Source organism: Xanthomonas sp. (assembly GCF_017163755.1).
Taxonomy (GTDB): Bacteria; Pseudomonadota; Gammaproteobacteria; order Xanthomonadales; family Xanthomonadaceae; genus Xanthomonas_A.
The window spans coordinates 60,868-80,620 of record NZ_JAFIWC010000020.1 but is presented as its reverse complement, the minus strand read 5'-3'; the positions used below and the strand labels follow the sequence as shown (position 1 = coordinate 80,620).

Below are 19,753 nucleotides of genomic sequence, written 5' to 3'. Positions count from 1 at the left end.
CCGCGGAAAGACCTTGAATGCAGGGCCTGCGCGGGTGCGCCGCATTGGGCGGATGTGGCAGCGCAGCATCGCTATCGCGCCGTTTTCCCGTACCGTTGCGGCCTATCGCGCAGCCGCAGGAGGCCGCCCATGCCCGCAACCAAGCGTCCGTCCGTCACGTTCTGGCGCTGGGCCGCGTTGGCCGCGTGCATGCACACGGTCCCGGCGTTCGCCGCCGATGTCGCGGTCTGGACCACGACCGCCGATGGCGCCAGGCAACTGGATGCGAGCACGTTGCCGTTCGATAGGAATGGCGCCGGCGCGGCGGCGCAGATCCGTATCGACGCCGAATCGCGCTTCCAGTCCATGGTCGGTTTCGGCGCCTCCATCACCGATGCCTCGGCGTGGCTGATCCAGAACAAGCTTTCGCCCGAACAACGCCAGGCGTTGCTGCGCGAGCTGTTCGGCCGCGACGGCGGGCTCGGCCTGAGCTTCTCGCGCCTGACCATCGGCGCGTCCGATTTCTCCCGCAGCCACTACAGCCTCGACGACCCGCCGGGCGGCGCGGCGGATCCGCCGCTGCGCCATTTCAGCATCGCGCTCAACCGCGACGACGTGATCCCGGTGGCGCGCGCCGCGCTGGCGATCAATCCGCAGCTGAAGATCATGGCTTCGCCATGGAGTGCGCCGGCGTGGATGAAGGACAGCGCCAGCCTGGTCAAGGGCCGCCTGCAGCCGGAACACTACGATGCGTTCTCCCGCTACCTGCTGCGCTACGTGGACGCGTACCGCGCCGAAGGCATACCGATCTTCGCCCTCACCGTGCAGAACGAGCCGGACTTCGAGCCCGAGGACTACCCGGGCATGCGCCTGAACGCGCCGGCGCGCGCGCGGCTGATCGGCGACCACCTGGGACCGATGCTGGCCGCGCGCAAGGACGCGCCGTTGCTGTTCGACTGGGACCACAACTGGGACAAGCCGCAGGAGCCGCTGGCGGTGCTCGGCGACGCCAGGGCGGGTGGCTACGTCGATGGCGTGGCCTGGCATTGCTACGCCGGCGAGCCGGCCGCGCAGAGCCCGGTGCGCGATGCGTTCCCGGACAAGGACGTGTACATGACCGAGTGTTCCGGCGGCACCTGGGAGCCGATCCGCAGCGGCGGCATGACCCTGATCGCCCGGCGCATGCTGATCCAGCCGGTGCGGCACTGGGCGCGCGGCGTGCTGTTCTGGAACCTGGCGCTGGACGAGAACCGCGGCCCGCATGCCGGCGGCTGCGCCACCTGCAGCGGCGTGGTGGCGATCGATTCGCGCAGCGGCGCGGTCACGCGCAATGCCGAGTACTACGTGCTGGCCCACGCCAGCCGCTTCGTGCGGCCCGGCGCCGAGCGCATCGCTTCCAGCGATACCGGCGGCGCAGGGCTGGACAACGTCGCCTTCCGCAACCAGCACGACGGCTCGCAGGTGCTGCTGGTCGCCAACTCGGCCGCGCATGCGCAGGCGATCGCCGTGCGCGACGGCGAACGCGGCTTCGCCTACCGGATGCCCGCCAGGAGCGTGGCGACCTTCGTGTGGGCGGCGGCGTCCACGCGCGCGGCAGGCGAGCCGCCCGCCGCGGCCGCGCCGGCCGACGCGCGCTAGGGCCTAGCCGGGCAGCCCCGCCGAGCGCGCGGAGAGCGCGCCGCGGCGGCCGGCGAACACGCTCAGCATCGGGCTGGTCATCACCGTGGTGGCCAGCGCCATCACCAGCAGCATGGTGAACAGCTGCGGGCCGATTAGCCCGGCGTCCAGGCCGACCTTCATCACGATCAGCTCCATCAGCCCGCGTGCGTTCATCAGCGAACCGACCGCGAAGCTGTCGCGCCAGCCGAAGCCGCTGAGCCGCGCCCCGGCCGCGCCGCCGAACACCTTGCCGACGGTGGACGCGAGCACGATGACGAGCAACGCGCCCAGGCCCGCGCCGACGAACGCGTCGCGCGTGGTGTTGAGCCCGGCCAGGGCGAAGAAGATCGGCATCAGCACGGCGATGGACACGTATTCCAGCCGCTCGATCATGCTCTTGAGCAGGCGGTCGTCGCGCGGCAGGCAGGCGCCGAACAGGAACGCGCCGAACACCTCGTGCAGTCCCAGCCACTGGGTGACCGCCGCGCAGGCGAAGGCGCCGACCAGGATCGCCGCCAGCACCATCATCGGCGGATTGCCGTCAGGTGCGGTGCGCCGCAGCAGCCACGCATAGGCCGGGCGCAGGATCCCGAACAGCACCACGCACAGCACCACCAGCCCGACCACGGTGCGCAGGAAGCCGGCGTAGCCCCCGTGGCTGCCGATCATCGCCACCACGAACGCCAGCATGATCCACGCGAACACGTCGGCGAGCGCGGCGCTGGACAGCGCCAGCCGCCCGACCGTGGTGGTGGTGAGCTGCCGGTCCTTGAGGATGCGCGCGAGCACCGGGAACGCGGTGATCGACATCGCCGCGGCCATGAACATCGCGAACGGCCAGAACCCGGTGCCCGCCGGCGCCAGCGGATGCAGCAGCGGCGCGGTGGCGATGCCGAGTCCGATCGGCAGCGCCACGCTCAGCACGCCGACCCAGCCGGCCTGGCGCATCTGCGCGCGCACGCCATCGGGGAAGCGCAGCTCGACCCCCACGATGAACATGAACAGGATCAGGCCGATGGTCGACAGCGAGGTCAGCCCGGGCAGCGAGGCCTTGGCGAACACCATCGCGTGGACCTCCGGCAGCCACGCGCCGAACACGATCGGACCGAGCAGCAGGCCCGCCGCCATCTCGCCGATCACCTGCGGCTGGCCGACGTACTTGAGCAGCATGCCGCACAGCCGCGCGGTCACGATGATGATCACCAGTTGCAGCAACAAGGGGCTATGGGCCATCGCAGGGTTCCTGGTCGGAAAAGACGCAACACGGAGCCGCCACGGCACGTCGCGCGACCGCGCACAGATCCGCGCGGCCGCGTTCGGACGCCCGCTCCCCCGGCGCCCGCCGCGATCATAGCGCCATGCGGCGGAGGATTGCCGCCCTTGGGGCAGACGAAGGAAGCGCCAGCGGCGCGCGCGGCGCCGCCGCCTGGGCGGGCCGGACGCACCGCTGCAGCGCCGGTCCAGGACGACCGCCGCCGGCGACCTAACCTGCTCGCCGCCGATGCGACCGGAGCGTGCATCGAAGCCAGGTCCCTGGCTGTCCAGACGGCGCGGAGCGCGACGATCGTTGCCAGTGACGATGGCCAGGCCCATGTTGCCGCGCGCCTCGTCTGCCGGGAACGCGCCTGGCGATCCCGCGGCCTGCCCGGTCGGCGGGGTCACGCCGCGAAGGCAGTGCCCGTCGTGCGCGGGAGCGCGGCATGGGCAAAGCTAGGAATGCGACGCAGATGCCCTGCCGCCGCATCGCGACCGAAGCCGCTCCGGCACCTAGCGCAGGCGCTTGTTGAGATAGATGCGTTCGTGCCCGCCCGGGAGCCCGCCCACGCGTGCGAGGACGCCGTAGCCCAGCTTGAGATAGAAGGACTCGGCCTGCCACGAGAACGTGTCCAGGCATGCGACCACCGCACCGTGCTGCAGCGCCTGGCGCTCGGCCTCGCCGATCAGCGCGGTCGCCACGCCATGGCCCCGGTAGGCCGCGTCCACCCACAGCACGTCGATCTGCAGGCAGCCCGCGCAGGCGTCGCCGAACACGCCGCCGATCGCACGGCCGCCGGCCTCGCGCGCCACGAGCCGGATGTGCGCCGAGTCCAGCGCCTGCCCCGACGCACGTCGATTGAAGGCCAGCAGCCGGTCGCAGACGGCCTGGACTTCATCCGCACTCGCTCGATCCAAGGTGACGTTCATGGCATCCGCAAGCGGCATCGGGATGGCGATTCTAGAAGACGGCGCGGCCAGCGGATCGCGCATCGGAGGCGGCGCGTGGCCAGCAGTTCGTACGGGCCGGCACGCGGCGCGGCGCGCGGCGCCCGACGCTTGCATCGGTGGCCCACGCACGCAACCAAGAACGTGACAGACGAACCGTCACTGCGGCGGGCGCGGCCAGGTTTTCGTCGCCCGCGCCAGATGGTAAGCCACCAGCGCATTGGCGTGGCCATGCTCCAACGGGTGTTCGGCCTTACCTGCTAAGAAGACAGCTCCGGGCTGTCGAACGGCACGAAGTCCATCAGCGAGTTGACCGCATCCTCGGCCGCAGCGCCGTCCAGTTCCGCGGCGACATAGATCTGGAACGCCACCTTCGGCGGTTCAGGATGGTAGGGCCCGGTCGCATGCCGGTAGCGGCGTCCGTCGATCTCCAGTACGGGGGGCGAGTCGGCGCATACGCTCCTGCCATGCAGCGGCCCGCCCGCCAGCCAAGTTCTGATAGGCATTGCAGCTTCCCCAGGGCGCCTGGGTGGCGCGCGAGAAATCATACGCTTCACCGGATTGTCTTGGAAAACCGCAGCCTAGGAATCGGCGGCCGAAGGCGACGTGGCTGCCGGGTGAAGGAGGCGTCGCGACCGCCCCCGGTCGGTGCGCGGTGCCGGGCCGGTGCCGGGCCGGTGCGGGGACGGCCGACCGGGCCGCCTGCGCGGCCGCCGCGGCGGCAGGTCCGCGCCGGCTTGCGCGCCCGGCACCACGACGCCCATTCGCACACCGCCCTGCCGCTCATCCGTAGCCCGGCGCGCCCCTCGCTGCGACACCGCTGCTCCCTGGGAGCCGCCCACGCCTCGTCGCTCCCCACCGGCGCGTGGGCGCCAACGGCGGTGTCAAAAAAAATTCATCGAAAAAGCGGTGCCCGACCGGCGCTCGCCGCCCTCGTAGTCAGGCATGCGCGAACGATCCCGTCTCGCCACGCCCGTCACCACCCCACCGGACCCTACGATGCGCCGAACCCTGTTCCTCTCGATCGCCCTTGCCCTGCAGGCCGCCACCGTCACCGCCACCGCGCAGGACGCCGGCATCGCGACCGACGCCATTCCGTCGCAGCCGCTGGACCGCGCGCTCAACGCGCTGTCGCGCCAGACCGGGCTGCAGTTCGTCTACAGCGCGCAGGCGGCCGGCAACCTGCGCACCCGCGCCATCCCGGCGGGGTTGCCGCCCGAAGAGGCGCTCAAGCAGCTGCTCGGCGGCACCGGGCTGCGCTACCGCTACCTCAACCCGACCACGGTGACGATCGAGGCGGACGCCGGCACCCCGAGCGCGCCGGCCACCGCGCCGCCGGCCGCCCAGGCGCTGCCGGATGGCGCCGCCCCCGCGCTGGCGCACGCGCAGGCCCCGCTGCAGGAGCTGGAGAGCATCGAGGTGGTCGGCAGCTACAGCCGCAGCCTGGAGCAGGCGGTGGACATCAAGCGCTCGACCATCGGCTTCTCCGACTCCATCGTCGCCACCGACGTGGCCGACTTCCCGGAGCAGAACCTGGCCGAGGCGCTGCAGCGCATGCCGGGCGTGACCATCGAGCGCAACAAGGGCCTGGGCAGCAAGGTCAACGTGCGCGGCCTGCCGTCCGAGTACACCCACGTGGCGATCAACAACCTGGCCACGGCCTCGGGCAGCGGCGGCCGCGACGTGGAATTCGACATCTTCGCCTCGGAGATCATCCAGCAGGTGACGGTGCAGAAATCGCCGACCGCCGCCGACGAGGAAGGCGGCATCGCCGGCTCGGTGCAGATCTCTACCGCGCGCCCGTTCGACTACCAGGGCCGCACGCTGGTGGCGTCCGCCGAAGGCGCCTACAACTCCATTTCCGAGGAGACCGATCCCAAGTTCTCGTTCCTGGCCAGCGACACCTGGGGCGACTGGGGCGCATTGGCCTCGTTCTCCAAGGCCAAGCGCACCAACCGCACCGATTCGACCTCCGGCATCAACTTCCGCCCCATGTCGCGTTTCCTCGGCGCATCGGGCTCCCGCGGCACGCAGGCCGCCGCGGTACTGGCGCGCGATGCCGGGGTGATCGTACGCGACCGCACCGACACCGACGAGACCAACCTGATCGTGTTCCAGGACAAGGTCGGCGACCGCGTCTACCTCAACGAGCAGGACAAGTGGGGCGCCACCGCGTCGCTGCAATACAAGCCCAGCAACGACTTCAGCCTGACCTTCGACGCGATGGTGGGCGCCTACGACACCACCGAGGACGAGTACGACGCCGCCGCCTATTCCGCCTCCAGCCGCAGCACGCTGGGCACCATCCACGAGTACGACGCCACCACGTTGTCCGAGTACGGCATGGTGGTGCTGCGCGACGTGTCCTACACCGCCACCCAGCACGAGATCCTGAGCAAGGAGCGCATCAACAAGACCGACTACAGCCAGTACAGCGTGGCGCTGGACTGGAAGGGCGAGGGCTGGAACCTCGACACGATGCTCGGCTACTCCGGCGCGGAAAAGACCCTGGACTACTCCAACCTCAAGCACGTGGCCTACGCGCCCTCGCGCACGCGCTGGAGCGGCCACAGCGGCGAAACCGTGCCCAGCGCCAGCCCGGGCAGCATCGACATGTACGACGCGTCGGACAAGTACCTGTTCGAGGCCTACGAGACCACGCTGGAGAAGGTCACCGACGACAAGTACGCCGCGCAGCTGGATTTCGCCAAGACGCTGGACCTGGCCTTCCTGCCGGCGCTGCACAAGGTGCAGTTCGGCGCGCGCTACACCGACAAGTCGAAGGAGCGCAACTACGGCGAACTGAAGATCACCGGGCCTGGCGCCGGCAACACCTCGTGGGTCAATACCCGCACCCTGGCCGACAACCCGCTGCAGTGGATCAGCGACATCGTCCCCGGCGGCGCCTACAGCGTGAAGGACCTGGACTGGATGCAGGTCTCCAACGACTACGCGCGCGGCGCCTACCGCTATCCCGGCTTCGTCACCCCGTTCGAAGACGGCCAGTACTACCGCGTGGACGAGGAAGTCACCAGCCTGTACGCGATGGCCGACCTGGCCTTCGACATCGGCCGGGTGCCGCTGTCGGTGAACGCCGGCGCGCGCTATGTCGACACCTCGGTGCTGTCCTTCGGCTACCACCAGGTCCAGAACGCCAACGGCAGCACCGGCTACACCGACACGCCGGTGTCCAAGAAGGGCGACTACGACGACGTGCTGCCCAGCCTGAACATGACCGCCGAGCTGTCCGAAGGCCTGCTGCTGCGCGCCGCCGCGTCCAAGACCCTGATCCGCCCGGCGCTGACCGACATCGCCTACAAGCGCACCGCCAGCTGGAGCTCGTTCCGCTTCACCGACGGCAATCCGGACCTGCAGCCCACCTACGCCAAGCAGTGGGAAATCGGCGTGGAGCGGTACCTGGACAACGGCGGCCTGCTGGCGGCGTCGTACTTCCACAAGAAGATCGACGGGGTGGTGGTCAACTCGCTGACCAGCGTGGTCCAGGACGTGGCGGTGTACAACGCCAACGGCACCCTCAACGGCTACTACGACTTCGACGTCTACCAGCCGGTGAACGCCGACGGCACCTACGACGTCGACGGCGTGGAGCTGATCGCGCAGTTGCCGCTGAGCGCGCTGCACAGCGCGCTGGACGGCTTCGGCATCAACGCCAACTACACGATGCTGGACAGCTCGCTGGCCGGAGAATCGGACCTGGGCATCAGCACGCCGATGCCGGGGCTGTCCGAGAAGACCTACAACTTCACCGTGTACTACGAGAACGACCGCTTCGACGCGCGCCTGTCGTACAACCACAAGGACGAGTACGTGGAGTCGATCGGCTACGACATGTACCCGATCTGGCGCGACGCGTACGGGCAGCTGGACGTGTCGATCGGCTACCGCCTGACCGACAACGTCAAGATCAGCCTGAAGGGCATCAACATGACCGACGAGGAGACCACCGGCTACACGATGGATCCGTCGTTCCCGACCATGTACGAGCGCTCCGGCCGCCGCGTCAGCCTGGGCATCCGCGCCGACTTCTGAGCTGGGCCACCGCCCCGCCGTGGCGGTCCTGACGACCGCCATGGCCGCTATCGCGCGAGCACCTCGCGCGCTACCCGGCGCCGCTGCCGAAGAACCAAGGAACATCCGATGCGCCTGCTGCTCCTGCTGCCGCTCGCCGCGCTGATCGCGTGGCCGGGCCCTGGCCATGCGGCCGAAAACGACGACGGCCGCCGCTGGCAGGCCGGCGACCACCACGTGCACAGCGAGTGGAGCGTGGACTGGGACCGCACCACCTCCCCGCCTACGCCGATCCGCGGCGGCGACTCGCCCTACTCGCGCACGCGCAACGCCCGGCAGGCGCTGGCGCATGGACTGAGCTGGATGGTGCATACCGACCACGGCGGCCCGGGCCACTCGGTGGTGAGCCGCGACCATGCCTGGCCGGCGCTGCTGCAGGCCAGGCGCGAGGTGCCGGCGTTGCTCCAGTTCAACGGCATGGAATTCGACGTGCCGGCCGGCGAGCACGCCTCGCTGATCATCGCACCGGGGCCGCAGGAGCGCGAACAGCAGCTGGCGATCGAGCGCGACTACAGCCGCGCCGAGCCCCTGCAACCGGGCAGCCGCGACGACGGCCGACTGATGCTCGACGCGCTGGCGCACATGCGCGCGCTGCCGGTGCCGCCGCTGGTGTTCGTCAACCATCCCTCGCGCACCGCCACCGGCGTCGGCCGCTGGGGCGAGGTGGATCCGGCGGAGCTGCTGGCCTGGCACGACGCCGCGCCACGGGTGCTGGTCGGCATGGAAGGCGCCCCCGGGCACCAGGCCACGCCCGTCCACCGCGGGCTGTACCGCAACGCCGGCGCGCCCACGTTCGGCGGCTTCGACCAGATGACCGCGCAGGTCGGCGGGGTGTGGGACGCGCTGCTGGCGCAGGGCCGGCGCTTCTGGATCACCGCGACCTCCGACTCGCACGTGAACCTGCGCGACGGCGGCCGCGACTTCGATCCCGGGCAGTACAGCAAGACCTACGTGTGGGCGCGGCACGAGGCGCACGACATCCTCGACGGCCTGCGCGAGGGCAGGATGTTCGCGGTGACCGGCGACCTGATCGACGCGCTGGAACTGACGGTGCAGGCGAGCGGCGACGCCGGGCGCAGCGCCACGATGGGCGGCACGCTGGCGGTGCCGGCCGACGGTACGCTGCAGGTGCGGTTGCGGGTGCGCCAGCCGGCGCAGCCGAACTTCAACGGCCAGCGCCCGGCGCTGCGGCAGATCGAGCTGATCGTGGGCGCGCCCGGCGCGGACGGCGTGCTGCAGATGCGGGCCAGGCGCTTCGGCGCCGGCGACTGGCACAGCGACGGCCCATGGCGATCGGTGTCCTGGACGCTGCCGGTGCCGCCGCGCGACGGCTTCGTGCGCGCGCGCGGCAGCAGCACCGGCGAAACCGTGCCGCTGGCCGACGTGGCCGGAGAAGACCCGTGGCAGGACCTGTGGTTCTATTCCAACCCGGTGTTCGTCGAGACCGCGCGCTGAGCGCCGGACGTGCAGCGGCGCGCGCTGCCGCGCCTTGACCCAAAGCGCATCGGTGGGTTTTTCCTGCTGCGGCAGGGGGATCGAATGCGGCGCCGCTGCGGCCACGACCGCGGCGTGCGTCTCGGACGGCGGCGTGCGCTGCCGGCGGCGAAAAGTGGGCGAGCGCTCGGCCACTCGATATCGGCGGATCGTTGCGCCATCTCATCCGGTGGTCCAGCCGCGGGCCGCGTACGCGGCCGCGCATCCGTCCCGGCCTCGGCATGGCACGGAATTGCAAGACGTCCGGCCGCGCACGCCCTACCCTGCCCGTCGCAACTGCACGGATGCCGGGGCGATGCGCCGCGTTGCCTGCCTGGTCCGGCGCGCTTTCCATCCCTGGAGGCAACACCTTGTCCATGCCGTCTCGCGCGTACTCGCCCGGCCTTTATGCGCTGCCGCACGATCCCGTGCGGCGGCCGGCCGCGGACCCGCGCTGGAGCCGGCGCGGCCTCGCCACCGCACGGGGGCGCGGCGCAGGCGGGCCGCACCGCTTCGCATGAGTCCCCGCCCCCCCGCGTTCGATGTCCGATCGCCGCGCCGGCGCGTCGTTTGCGTTTCCGTTTATCCACCACCACAGGAGAAGCAGTTCATGAGCACGATCACCACCCGCGACGGCGTCGAGATCTTCTACAAGGACTGGGGCCCGAAGACCGCGCAGCCGATCGTCTTTCACCACGGCTGGCCGCTGTCCAGCGACGACTGGGACGCGCAGCTGCTGTACTTCGTCGGCAAGGGCTACCGCGTCGTCGCCCACGACCGCCGCGGCCATGGCCGCTCCAGCCAGGTCGGCGAAGGCCACGACATGGACCACTACGTCGCCGACGCGGCGGCGGTGATGGAACACCTGGACCTGCGCAACGCGGTGCACGTCGGCCACTCCACCGGCGGCGGCGAAGTCGCGCGCTACGTGGCCCGGCACGGCAAGGACCGCGTGGCCAAGGCGGTGCTGATCAGCGCGGTGCCGCCGATCATGGTCAAGACCGCGGCCAATCCGGGCGGCCTGCCGATCGAAGTGTTCGACGGCCTGCGCGCGGCGCTGGCGGCCAACCGTTCGCAGTTCTACCTGGACCTGCCGACCGGGCCGTTCTACGGCTTCAACCGGCCCGGCGCCGCGGTGTCCCAGGGCACCATCCAGAACTGGTGGCGCCAGGGCATGACCGGCGGCGCCAAGGCGCACTACGAGGGCATCAAGGCCTTCTCCGAGACCGACTTCACCGACGACCTGAAGGCCATCGAGGTGCCGACGCTGGTGATGCACGGCGACGACGACCAGATCGTGCCGATCGCCGACGCCGGCCTGCTGTCGGTCAAGCTGCTCAAGCACGGCACCCTGAAGGTGTACGAGGGCTACCCGCACGGCATGTGCACCACGCACGCCGAGGTGATCAACGCGGACCTGCTGGCCTTCATCCAGGCCTGAACCTGGCCATGGTGCGGGCCGAGGGCGGACTTGTCCGCCCTCTTCTCGCATCGCGGACTTGTCCGCCCTCTTCCGCGTCGCGGACTTGTCCGCCCTCTCCCGCGTCGCGATCTAGTTCGCCCTCTTCCCGCAGCGCGGACGTGCCTGCCCTCTTCCCGAGTCGCGGACCCGTCCGCTGCCTTGTTCGCGCTGCGGTTCCCCTCGTCTTCTCGCGTTGCGGACTGTCCGTCTGTTTCCATGGCGGACGTCCGCCATCTTTCCGCACCGATGCGGCCGCCCATGCGACATCGCACGCACCGGCCGCCGCGCGCCGCCGCCTTCGAGGAACCACGCCATGGACCAACGCCAGCACGCCGAGCACGGCGCCGCCGCACTGTCCGGCCCGCGCGCCTTCGCCATGGCCGCCGCGGCCGGCATCGCGGTGGCCAACATCTACTACAACCAGCCGATGCTCGGGCTGATCGAGGACGACCTGCCCGGCCGCGCGACCGGCCTGGTGCCGACCGCCACGCAACTGGGCTACGCCATCGGCCTGTTCCTGCTGGTTCCGCTGGGCGACCTGGTCGAACGCAGGCGGCTGATCGTGGTCCAGTTCGCGGTGCTGGCGCTGGCGCTGGTCCTGGCCGCGCTGGCGCCGAGCGCGATGCTGCTGCTGATGGCCTCGCTGTGCGTCGGGCTCGTCGCGACCGTGGCCCAGCAGATCGTGCCGTTCGCCGCGCACCTGTCCTCGCCCGAGCGGCGCGGCGCCACGGTCGGCATGGTCCTGGCCGGCATCCTCAGCGGCATCCTGCTCAGCCGCACCCTGGCCGGCGTGGTCGCCACGCACGGCGGATGGCGCGCGATGTTCTGGCTGGGCGTGCCGATGGCGCTGGCGGCCGGCGCGCTGATGCGGCTCAAGCTGCCGTACAGCAGGCCGCAGTCGCCGCTGGGCTACGGCCGCCTGCTGCATTCGATCCTGCACCTGTGGCAGGAGTTTCCGCCGCTGCGCCTGGCCGCGCTCACCCAGGCGTCGATCTTCGCCGCCTTCACCGTGTTCTGGACCGTGCTCGCGTTCCGCCTGCAGGCGCCGCCGTTCGGGCTGGGCGCCGACGTTGCCGGCCTGTTCGGCATCGTCGGCGCGGTGGGGATCCTCGCCGCGCCGCTGGCCGGACGCTTCGCCGACCGGCGCGGCGCGGCGCCGGTCGTGGCGCTGGGCGCCGGCCTGACCCTGCTCTCCTGGCTGCTGTTCGGACTGTGGACCTCGCTGGCCGGCCTGGTGGCCGGCGTGGTGCTGCTCGATTTCGCGATGCAGTCGGCCCTGGTCTCGAACCAGCACCTCGTCTTCGCCTTGCGCCCGGAGGCCCGGGCGCGGCTGAACACGGTGCTGATGGGCGCGATGTTCCTCGGCGGCGCGTTCGGCTCGGCCACCGCCACCGCCGCGTGGCAGGCCGCCGGCTGGCCGGCGGTGGTGGCGCTGGGCCTGGCCTTCGGCGCCATCGCCACCGCGCTGCAGGCGGCGGGCCTGGTGCGCTGGCGCAGACGCGCGCGCGCGGCGGCAGCGCGTCCGCCTGCGCGCTGAAGCGCAGCGCGCGCTCCGGCGGCGGCGCTTTGCCTACGAGCGCAGCGCGGACGCTCGGATCGACGTTGCGGCGGAAAAACCGAGAGCGTCCGGCGTGGACGCGTGCCACCGGCCGCCGCCGGGCGTTACCGCCACCGTCCTGGACGCGCGAGCGTCAGTGCAGTCGCGCATCGCCCCAGGCGATCGACAGCGGGCGCCCGGTGGCCGCGGCGCTTTCGGCAACCAGTTCGAGGATCTCCACGCCCGCGACCTGCACATCGAGTTCGGCCGGCGCCTCGCCGCGGCGCAACGGCCCGCTCGCGAACAGCAGCGTGCGGTCGCCGTAGACCTTGAACACCACCGGCACGCCGGTATCCGGGGAACTGTCGTCCACGCCGACCGTCGCGGTGAAGCGGCCGAACTGCCGCCTGGCCAGGACTTCCATGCGCGAATCGGCCAGTATCCCGATGCCGTAGTCCTGGCGCCGCCCGGCCAGGCTGATCCGGCCGCCGTGCGGGGTGAAGTCGGCGCGCGCGCCGCCCGACGCCGCGGTCACGTCCGCATTGACGCTGGTCGTGCCATCGACGGCGACGTTGATCCGCCCGGGCATCTCGCTCAGGAAATGGCCATCGCCGGCCAGGGCCTGCCCGCCGATCTTGAACATCCGCGTTTCGCGCGGCGCGACGGCGACCGGCAACCGCTCGCGCGCCGCGGGAAGGTCCTGATGCGCCCACAGGTCGCGCACGCGCGCCTCGGTGCCGGGCTTGAGCTTCAGCTGGCGCCAGGTCACCTCCACCTGCGCCGGCCGGGTCCCGCGATTGAACACCGCCACGGCACGCTCGCCCGGCTGCGCCAGGGTCTTGACCAGGACCTGCACGCGGCTGTCGTCGTGGACGAGGGCGCCCTGGTTGCCCGCCGGATCCTGGTTGACCGCGATCACTTCCCGGTTGCGCAGGATGTCGAGGACCGGCCGCGGCGCCTTGGTCAGGTCGAAGCCCATCAGCAGCGGCGCCGACAGGATCGACCACAGCGAGAAGTGCGTCCGGGCCTGCGCCAGGTGCGCGCCGTCGAACTCGCCGAGCCCGATCGCCAGCATGTCCGGATCGTTCCAGCGTCCCGGCCCGGCGTACATTTCGCGCGTGGACGCGCTGTCGAAGTTGTGCAGCATGCTGGCCCATTCGGGCTCGATGTCGGCGCTGGTGCGCCAGAGGTTGCCGTGCCGTGCGCCCCAGCGGCGCGAATCGGCCTCGCCCCACGCGCAGATCGCCAGTACCGCGTCGCCGTCCGGATCGAGTTCCTTCAGCAGGCGGCCGATCCGGGCGTAGCGCGTCTGCACCGCGTCCAGGTCGGAACGCTCGGGCTGCCCGCGCACGAACTGCGGCGCGAATTTCCGGTAGCGTCCGGCGACGACCATCTCGTCGGCCGGCCCGTAGTCGGCGATCCCGCAGGCATCGACCTTGACGTAGTCGAATCCCCACTCCTGGAAGAACAGGCGCAGGTCCTGGTACTCGTAGCCGTCGAGGCCGACTTCGCGTTCGGCCAGCGTTCCCTCCGGCAAGTTGGGGCTGTCGCGGTCCCAGCGCTGCGAGCAGGTGTTCTTGCCCGAATCGGTGTAGATCCCGGCCTTGAATCCCATCGCGTGCAGGCGATCGGTCAGCGGGCGGAAACTGGTCACGCCCTGCGCGCCCGCCGCCGCGCTGGGGAAGATCGCGCGGCGGATGGCGATGCGCCCGTCGGCGCCGCGCCTGAGCCACCAGCCATCGTCGAGATTGATGTAGCGGTAGCCCGCCTCGGCCAGGCCGGTGCGCTTGATCGTCTCGGCGGCGGCGATGATCTTGGCTTCGTCCACGTCGGTGCGGAAGGCGTTCCACGGATTCCAGCCCATCGGCGGCGTCTGGGCGGCGGTGCCGCCGTGGACGGAGAAGCTCCCGCTCGGCCGCAGTGCGTCCGCCTGCGCGAAGACGCCCGCGGGCAGGAACAGCGCTAGCGGCAACATTGCGCGTAGTACGGGCATCAGAGGGCGGAACATGGCGGCACCGTGGCTGATTGCGTTGCGCGGGTGATGTGCGCAAGGCGCCGCGTCCCGGGAAGGACGAGGCACCCTGGCGGCGAGGCTGGCCTTTTCGCCAGTTCGGCGGCCCGCCGGCGCTAGAAGCGCAGGCTCGCGCCGAGCGTGACCGAGCGTCCGTAGCGGTTGTAGCCCTGCAGCAGCAGCGGGTTGCCGTTGATGCTGTAGGTCTGCTCGTCGTCCAGCAGGTTCTGCCCCTCCAGGCTGATGCTGAACATGTCGTTGACCTTGTAGGACACGTGCGCGGTGAGCCAGGTGATGGCGTCGGCCTGTTCGTTGTAGCCGGTGCCGATCACGTTGATCGCGGTGACGAAGCCGTCGGTGTGGTCGGCGTTGGCGCCCAGCGACCACTTGCCCTTCTCGTACATCAGGCCCAGCGAGTAGGTCGCCGGCGCGATGCCCTCGAGCGGACGTTCCTCGTCGCCCACCCAGCTGCGCGACCAGTTGCGGGTGTACTGCGCGCGCACGCCGAAGCCGTTGTCCCAGAAGTGCTGCAGGCCCATTTCCAGGCCGCGCACCTTGGCGTAGTCGCCGTTGATCGGGCGCATGATGTTGAACAGGTGGCCCGGCACGCCGATGTCCTGGCCCGGTTCCCAGCTGGTGGTGATCTGGTTCTCGATGCGCTTGTAGAACGCGGCCACGTTGACGATCGACTGCTCGGCGAAGTACCACTCCAGCGACACGTCGCCCTGCTTGGCGCTGTAGGGCTTCAGGTCCACGTTGCCGCCGTAGATCTGGGTGAACTCGCCCCACGACACGCTGGCGGTGGTGTTGGTCGGCGCCAGCTTGTCCACCGGCGGGCGCGCCATGGTCTTGGCCGCGCCCACGCGCAGCTGCAGGTCGTCGGTGAAGTGCCAGATGAAGTTGGCCGACGGCAGCACGAAGGTGTAGTCGGCGTCCTGCACGATCGGGGTCGGGTCGGCGTACTCGGCGGTGTAGTTGAACGCGCCGTTCTCGGTGATGCTCAGGATCTTGGCGTCCCACGCCTGCGCGCGGGTGCGGGTCTTGACCAGGCGCACGCCGACGTCGCCGTTCCAGCGTTCGCCGGACAGTTCGGCCTGCACGTAGAAGGCGTTGGTCTTCTCGCTGACCCGGTAGCTCTCCAGCGGGTTCCACGCCGGCGCGGCCATGGCGAAGTCGTAGGCGGTGCCGTCCGGGCGCGGGTTGCCGTCGTAGGCCTGCAGCTGGGCCAGGTAGTTGGGCACGTCGAAGGCCAGGAAGCTGCGCGGGAAGCGGCTGTCCATCTTGTCCATGAAATGCGGCAGGTTGAAGGTGTGCGAAAGCACGCCGCCGCCCAGTTCGCCGACGTTGATCGCGTTGTCGACCGAGTAGTAGTCCGCGCCGCCGTTGAGCGTGTTGTTGATCAGGTCGCGGGTCTTCTCGCGCTCGGTGCGGGTCACGCCGAAATGCAGCCGGTCCACGCCCCAGCGGCCGACGAACAGCTTGCCGGCCACGGTGCCGCCGGTGATCTCGTCGCGGATGTTGTCGCCGCGCAGTTCCATGTAGTGGGTGTTGAAGTCCGAGCCGGTGAACTGGCCGTTGGCCAGGCCGCCGGCCAGGTCGCGGCCGTCGTCGAAGGTGGCGCTGACGTTCGGCACGCCGTTCGGCGCCAGGGTGATGCGCGCGCTGTTGGGCTGGTTCATGCGCAGGACCACGTAGGTGTCCTGGCCGCCGGAATAGCGCTTGGAGGTGGAGCGGTAGACGTCGCCGGTCAGGGTCAGGTCGTCGCTGGCCTTCCATTCGCCGTTGAGGCCGTACAGGTCGGTGTCGACCACGCGGTGCTCGGTCTGGTTGAGCAGTTCCGGGTTCAGCCGCAGCTCCGGGTCCGGGTTGTTCATGGTGAAGCCGGTGACGATGCCGTCGCGCACGCTGATGTCGGACCAGCGCCCGGGCGCGAACAGCGGGTAGTAGGACTGCTGGTAGGACACCTGCGGCGAGTCCAGCCGGGTCTTCAGCCCGTCGGCGACGATGCGCACGTTGTCGCTGGGGCGCCATTCGAACTTGCCGGAAAACGCGCGGCGCTTCTTGTCTTCCAGGATCGAGCCGACCCTGAACTGGCCCGGCGCGATCAGCCCGTACTCGTCCGGGTCCAGCTCGCCGTTGCCGTTGGGATCGATGTTGCCGCCCCAGGCGTTGCCGCCCCAGTTGGGATCGTTCGGATCCGGGTTGCGGGTCCAGCCGCCGTCGTTGCCGGCGATGTCGGTGCGGTCCTTGCGCTCGGCGTAGACCACGCCGAGCAGCACGCCCATGGTGTCGCCGGCGAAGGTGTTGCTGAAGGCGGCGGAGAACTTGCGCCCGTTGAGCTCGGACATCTGGTTGCGGTCGCCCTCCACGCGGACGATGCCGTGCGCGCCCTTCTGGTCGAACGGGCTGGCCGAGCGCAGGTTGATCAGGCCGCCGATGGCGCCTTCGGTCAGCGCCGCCTGCGCGCCCTTGATCACGTCGGCGCCGCTGATCACGTCGGCCGGCAGCACGTCGTAGGCGAAGTCGCGGCCGGCGCCGTCGGTGGCCAGGATGCGGCCGTTGAACGTGGTCAGGGTGTATTCCGGGCCCAGCCCGCGCACGCTGACCTTCTGCCCTTCGCCGCCGGCGGTGCGCGAGATCGACACGCCGGTGATGTGGCTGAGCGAATCGGCCACGTTGTCGTCGGGGAACTTGCCCAGTTCCAGCGCGCTGATCGAATCCTGCACCGTGGCGGCGTCGCGCTTGAGCTCGGTCGCCCGCGCCATGCTGCCGCGCACGCCGGTCACCACCACGGTTTCCAGCGTCGCCGGATCGCCGGCCGCCGCGGCGCCGCCCTGCGCCTGTACCGTCTGCGGCGCTGGCGCGACCGGGTCCTGCAGGGCCTGCGCCGAGGCCGTGGCCGGCAGCAGCAGGGCGAGCGCGATTCCACGGTACAGCGTGTTCCGATGCAGGGGTGCGGCGTTCACTGGGTTCTCTCCTCAGGGTGCGCGGTGGCCGGCGTGCCGGTTAAACAACGAAACCGAGCCTATAACATGTTTCGTTTTGCATCAATAGCGAAACACAACGAAATACGGCATACTTTTGCCGCCTCCGAAGGAACTCCCATGGCCGCCACCCGCGACACCAGCCAACGCCGTCTGCAGATCAGCGAACTCGTGCGCCAGCAAGGCAGCGTGCAGGTCGCCACCCTCGCCCAGCGCTTCGGGGTGAGCATGCAGACCGTGCGCAAGGACCTGCGCTACCTGGCCGAACGCGGCGTGATGGCGCGCGCGTATGGCGGCGCGATCGACAGCGGCATGGTCGGCGGCAGCACCGCCGAACCGCCGTACGAGGCCAAGCGCACCGTGCACCTGGACGAGAAGCGGCGTATCGGCGAGCGCGCCGCGGCCCTGGTCAAGCCCGGCGACACCATCGCCATCGACTCGGGCACCACCGCCATCGCCCTGGCCGAGGCCCTGCCCGACCTGGACGTTACCGTGGTCACCAACGACTTCGGCGTGCTCACCGCGCTCACCCCCAAGAACCACATCAACATCGTCATGCTCGGCGGCGAGCTGCGCCGCCGCAACATGGCCTTCTACGGCGGGCTGACCGTGGAGGCGCTTGGCGCGCTGCACGTGGACAAGCTGTTCCTGGGCGTGGACGGCTTCGACCTGGAGCGCGGCATCACCACCCACTACGAGCCCGAAGCGCTGCTCAACCGCAAGATGGTCGAGGCCGCGCGCATGGTCATCGCCATCACCGACAGCTCCAAGTTCGGCAAGATCTGCCTGCACCGCATCATTCCGGTGGCGGTGCTGGACACGCTGATCACCGATACCGGCGCGCCCGAGCAGATCGTGCAGGCCAGCGAGCAGCTGGGCTTCGAGCTGCTGCTGGCGTAAGCGCCGTCGGTCCGCGCCGCCCGCTCGCGGCGGAAGGCAGCAGCGCTTCTCTGGCCCGCTTGCAGACAAGGCGCCTGCGCAAGCGCCCCGGGCGGCCGGCCATCAAGGCGCCCGCAAACTTCCTCGGCCCAAACCACCCGTAAGCGTTCCGCATCGCCCCGCCATCGATGCGAGCCGACGCCCCCCTGTAGGAGCGGCTTCAGCCGCGACAGGCTTCACCGACAAAGCCGACCGGAGGCATCCAGCGCGCTCCCGGCGCCGGCGGCCGCCAGATATCGTGCGAAACACGCTCTAGCCACCCGCCTGCTCGACCGGCCTTGCCGGCGCGAACACGCGCACCGCATTGCCGTAGTAGATCTTGTCGATCACCGCGCGCGGCAACGCCAGGCCCGGCACGTCGGCATCGATCGCCTGCACCCGCTGCGTCTGGCCGGTGGCCAGGTAGCGCCAGTCCGCGCGCCATACCGCGTGCGCCTCGCGCTTGAAGTCCTCCGGCTTGGCGTCGGGAGCGAAGGTCAGGTCGGTGCCGTAGAGCAGCCGGTCCTGGTAGCGGATGAAGAAGTCGCGCACCTTGCGCCGGTCGCGCACCGACTGGTACTGCACCTGGCTCATGCGCGCGGCCAGGTCGACGCTGGCGTTGGGGAAACGGTCGAGGAACGCGGCCAGGCGCTCGACGTCGTATTCCAGGCTGCCCATGTGCGCGCCGACGAAGCGCAGTTGCGGATGCGCGGCGACGAAGCGGTCGCGCGCGGCGATCTGGTCCTCGTAGCCGGGCTGTTCCGGGTGCAGGTACATGTGGTAGGCCGGATGGTTGCGGTAGTACTGGCGGTCGTTGTCGGTGGTCATCTGCTCCAGCGGCAGCCAGCAGTTGTGCGGCTCGCCCTGGTGCCCGATCAGCGCCACGCCCAGCGCGCGTACCCGCTCGGCCACCGGCGCCAGGCCGGGGTCGTCGAGCATGATCAGGCGGCCGCCGGGGTCCTTCTCCACCATGCCGACGTTCTTCCAGATCTTCACCGCGCGCGCGCCCTGGGCCACGTCGCGCGCCAGCCCGGCCTCGGCACGCGCGGCCCAGCCCGGGGCAGCGTAGCCCTTCATCGAAAAGGTGGCGGCCCAGTGGAAGCGCGCCGGGTCCTGCCTGGCCAGCTTCAGGGCCGCCTGGCGCTGCAGCGCCAGGCTGGGAAAGTCCGGATAGTCGACGTTGATCGACATCAGCTCGAAACCATCGGCGCGCGCCTGCTCGAGGAACGCGCCGTCGGCGCGGTTGGCGTGCACGTGGGCGTCGTATTTGCGCACGCGCGCGAAGTCGTCCATCGAATACGCGGCGTCCGCCGCCACGGGCGCCGCCGGCGGCGGCGGCGTGGCGGCGGATGCCGCCAGCGCGAGCAGCGTGGCGGCCACGCCGGTAGACAACGTACGCAGGAAAGCGGTCATGGCAACGCCTCTTGTTATATAACGAA

General features: G+C 70.4%; 12 protein-coding genes. 6 read left to right on the top strand and 6 right to left on the bottom strand.

Annotation, left to right across the window (positions count from 1 at the left end):
• Positions 1-129: 129 nt before the first annotated feature.
• Positions 130-1,617, top strand: coding sequence for a glycoside hydrolase family 30 protein (locus JR065_RS14375; RefSeq protein ID WP_241093631.1), 1,488 nt, complete (start codon positions 130-132; stop codon positions 1,615-1,617).
• Between the two features lie 3 nt (positions 1,618-1,620).
• Here the strand turns inward: JR065_RS14375 and JR065_RS14370 are convergent, their stop codons facing one another.
• From JR065_RS14370 to JR065_RS14360, 3 genes are all read right to left on the bottom strand, one after another.
• Positions 1,621-2,871 (bottom strand): cation:proton antiporter, encoded by a 1,251-nt coding sequence (locus JR065_RS14370; protein ID WP_206234949.1) that lies wholly within the window; start codon positions 2,869-2,871, stop codon positions 1,621-1,623.
• Between the two features lie 534 nt (positions 2,872-3,405).
• Positions 3,406-3,885, bottom strand: coding sequence for a GNAT family N-acetyltransferase (locus tag JR065_RS14365; protein WP_241093630.1), 480 nt, complete (start codon positions 3,883-3,885; stop codon positions 3,406-3,408).
• Between the two features lie 215 nt (positions 3,886-4,100).
• Positions 4,101-4,346: a hypothetical protein gene (locus JR065_RS14360; protein ID WP_206234948.1), complete on the bottom strand. Its 246-nt coding sequence runs from the start codon at positions 4,344-4,346 to the stop codon at positions 4,101-4,103.
• Between the two features lie 493 nt (positions 4,347-4,839).
• On the opposite strand from JR065_RS14360, the gene JR065_RS14355 reads away from it, so the two are divergent.
• From JR065_RS14355 to JR065_RS14340, 4 genes are all read left to right on the top strand, one after another.
• Positions 4,840-7,890: a TonB-dependent receptor gene (locus JR065_RS14355; RefSeq protein WP_206234947.1), complete on the top strand. Its 3,051-nt coding sequence runs from the start codon at positions 4,840-4,842 to the stop codon at positions 7,888-7,890.
• A gap of 108 nt (positions 7,891-7,998) precedes the next feature.
• Positions 7,999-9,384: a hypothetical protein gene (locus JR065_RS14350; protein ID WP_206234946.1), complete on the top strand. Its 1,386-nt coding sequence runs from the start codon at positions 7,999-8,001 to the stop codon at positions 9,382-9,384.
• 628 nt (positions 9,385-10,012) lie between these two features.
• On the top strand, positions 10,013-10,843 hold the full coding sequence (locus JR065_RS14345; RefSeq protein WP_206234945.1) for an alpha/beta fold hydrolase: 831 nt from the start codon (positions 10,013-10,015) through the stop codon (positions 10,841-10,843).
• Positions 10,844-11,177: 334 nt separating this feature from the next.
• Positions 11,178-12,401 carry an MFS transporter gene (locus tag JR065_RS14340; protein ID WP_206234944.1) on the top strand — a complete coding sequence of 408 codons (1,224 nt, stop codon included), beginning with the start codon at positions 11,178-11,180 and terminating at the stop codon, positions 12,399-12,401.
• Between the two features lie 154 nt (positions 12,402-12,555).
• On the opposite strand, the gene JR065_RS14335 is transcribed toward JR065_RS14340, so the two are convergent.
• On the bottom strand, positions 12,556-14,376 hold the full coding sequence (locus tag JR065_RS14335; RefSeq protein WP_206234943.1) for an NPCBM/NEW2 domain-containing protein: 1,821 nt from the start codon (positions 14,374-14,376) through the stop codon (positions 12,556-12,558).
• Between the two features lie 152 nt (positions 14,377-14,528).
• The gene (locus JR065_RS14330; protein WP_206234942.1) at positions 14,529-17,378 is read right to left on the bottom strand and encodes a TonB-dependent receptor; all 2,850 of its coding nucleotides are present in this window, start codon (positions 17,376-17,378) and stop codon (positions 14,529-14,531) included.
• Between the two features lie 138 nt (positions 17,379-17,516).
• Between JR065_RS14330 and JR065_RS14325 the strand changes: the two genes are divergently transcribed.
• A complete protein-coding gene (locus JR065_RS14325) occupies positions 17,517-18,296 on the top strand; it encodes a DeoR/GlpR family DNA-binding transcription regulator (RefSeq protein ID WP_206234941.1) in 780 nt (259 codons plus the stop codon).
• 291 nt (positions 18,297-18,587) lie between these two features.
• Here the strand turns inward: JR065_RS14325 and JR065_RS14320 are convergent, their stop codons facing one another.
• Positions 18,588-19,727: an amidohydrolase family protein gene (locus tag JR065_RS14320; protein ID WP_206234940.1), complete on the bottom strand. Its 1,140-nt coding sequence runs from the start codon at positions 19,725-19,727 to the stop codon at positions 18,588-18,590.
• Positions 19,728-19,753: the final 26 nt, after the last annotated feature.

What these genes read in the sequence shown, in the direction of transcription:
- JR065_RS14375 (WP_241093631.1), top strand. Translation starts at nt 130, where the DNA reads ATGCCCGCAACCAAGCGTCCGTCCGTCACGTTCTGGCGCTGGGCCGCG.
- JR065_RS14370 (WP_206234949.1), bottom strand. Translation starts at nt 2,871, where the DNA reads ATGGCCCATAGCCCCTTGTTGCTGCAACTGGTGATCATCATCGTGACC.
- JR065_RS14365 (WP_241093630.1), bottom strand. Translation starts at nt 3,885, where the DNA reads ATGCGCGATCCGCTGGCCGCGCCGTCTTCTAGAATCGCCATCCCGATG.
- JR065_RS14360 (WP_206234948.1), bottom strand. Translation starts at nt 4,346, where the DNA reads ATGCCTATCAGAACTTGGCTGGCGGGCGGGCCGCTGCATGGCAGGAGC.
- JR065_RS14355 (WP_206234947.1), top strand. Translation starts at nt 4,840, where the DNA reads ATGCGCCGAACCCTGTTCCTCTCGATCGCCCTTGCCCTGCAGGCCGCC.
- JR065_RS14350 (WP_206234946.1), top strand. Translation starts at nt 7,999, where the DNA reads ATGCGCCTGCTGCTCCTGCTGCCGCTCGCCGCGCTGATCGCGTGGCCG.
- JR065_RS14345 (WP_206234945.1), top strand. Translation starts at nt 10,013, where the DNA reads ATGAGCACGATCACCACCCGCGACGGCGTCGAGATCTTCTACAAGGAC.
- JR065_RS14340 (WP_206234944.1), top strand. Translation starts at nt 11,178, where the DNA reads ATGGACCAACGCCAGCACGCCGAGCACGGCGCCGCCGCACTGTCCGGC.
- JR065_RS14335 (WP_206234943.1), bottom strand. Translation starts at nt 14,376, where the DNA reads ATGTTGCCGCTAGCGCTGTTCCTGCCCGCGGGCGTCTTCGCGCAGGCG.
- JR065_RS14325 (WP_206234941.1), top strand. Translation starts at nt 17,517, where the DNA reads ATGGCCGCCACCCGCGACACCAGCCAACGCCGTCTGCAGATCAGCGAA.
- JR065_RS14320 (WP_206234940.1), bottom strand. Translation starts at nt 19,727, where the DNA reads ATGACCGCTTTCCTGCGTACGTTGTCTACCGGCGTGGCCGCCACGCTG.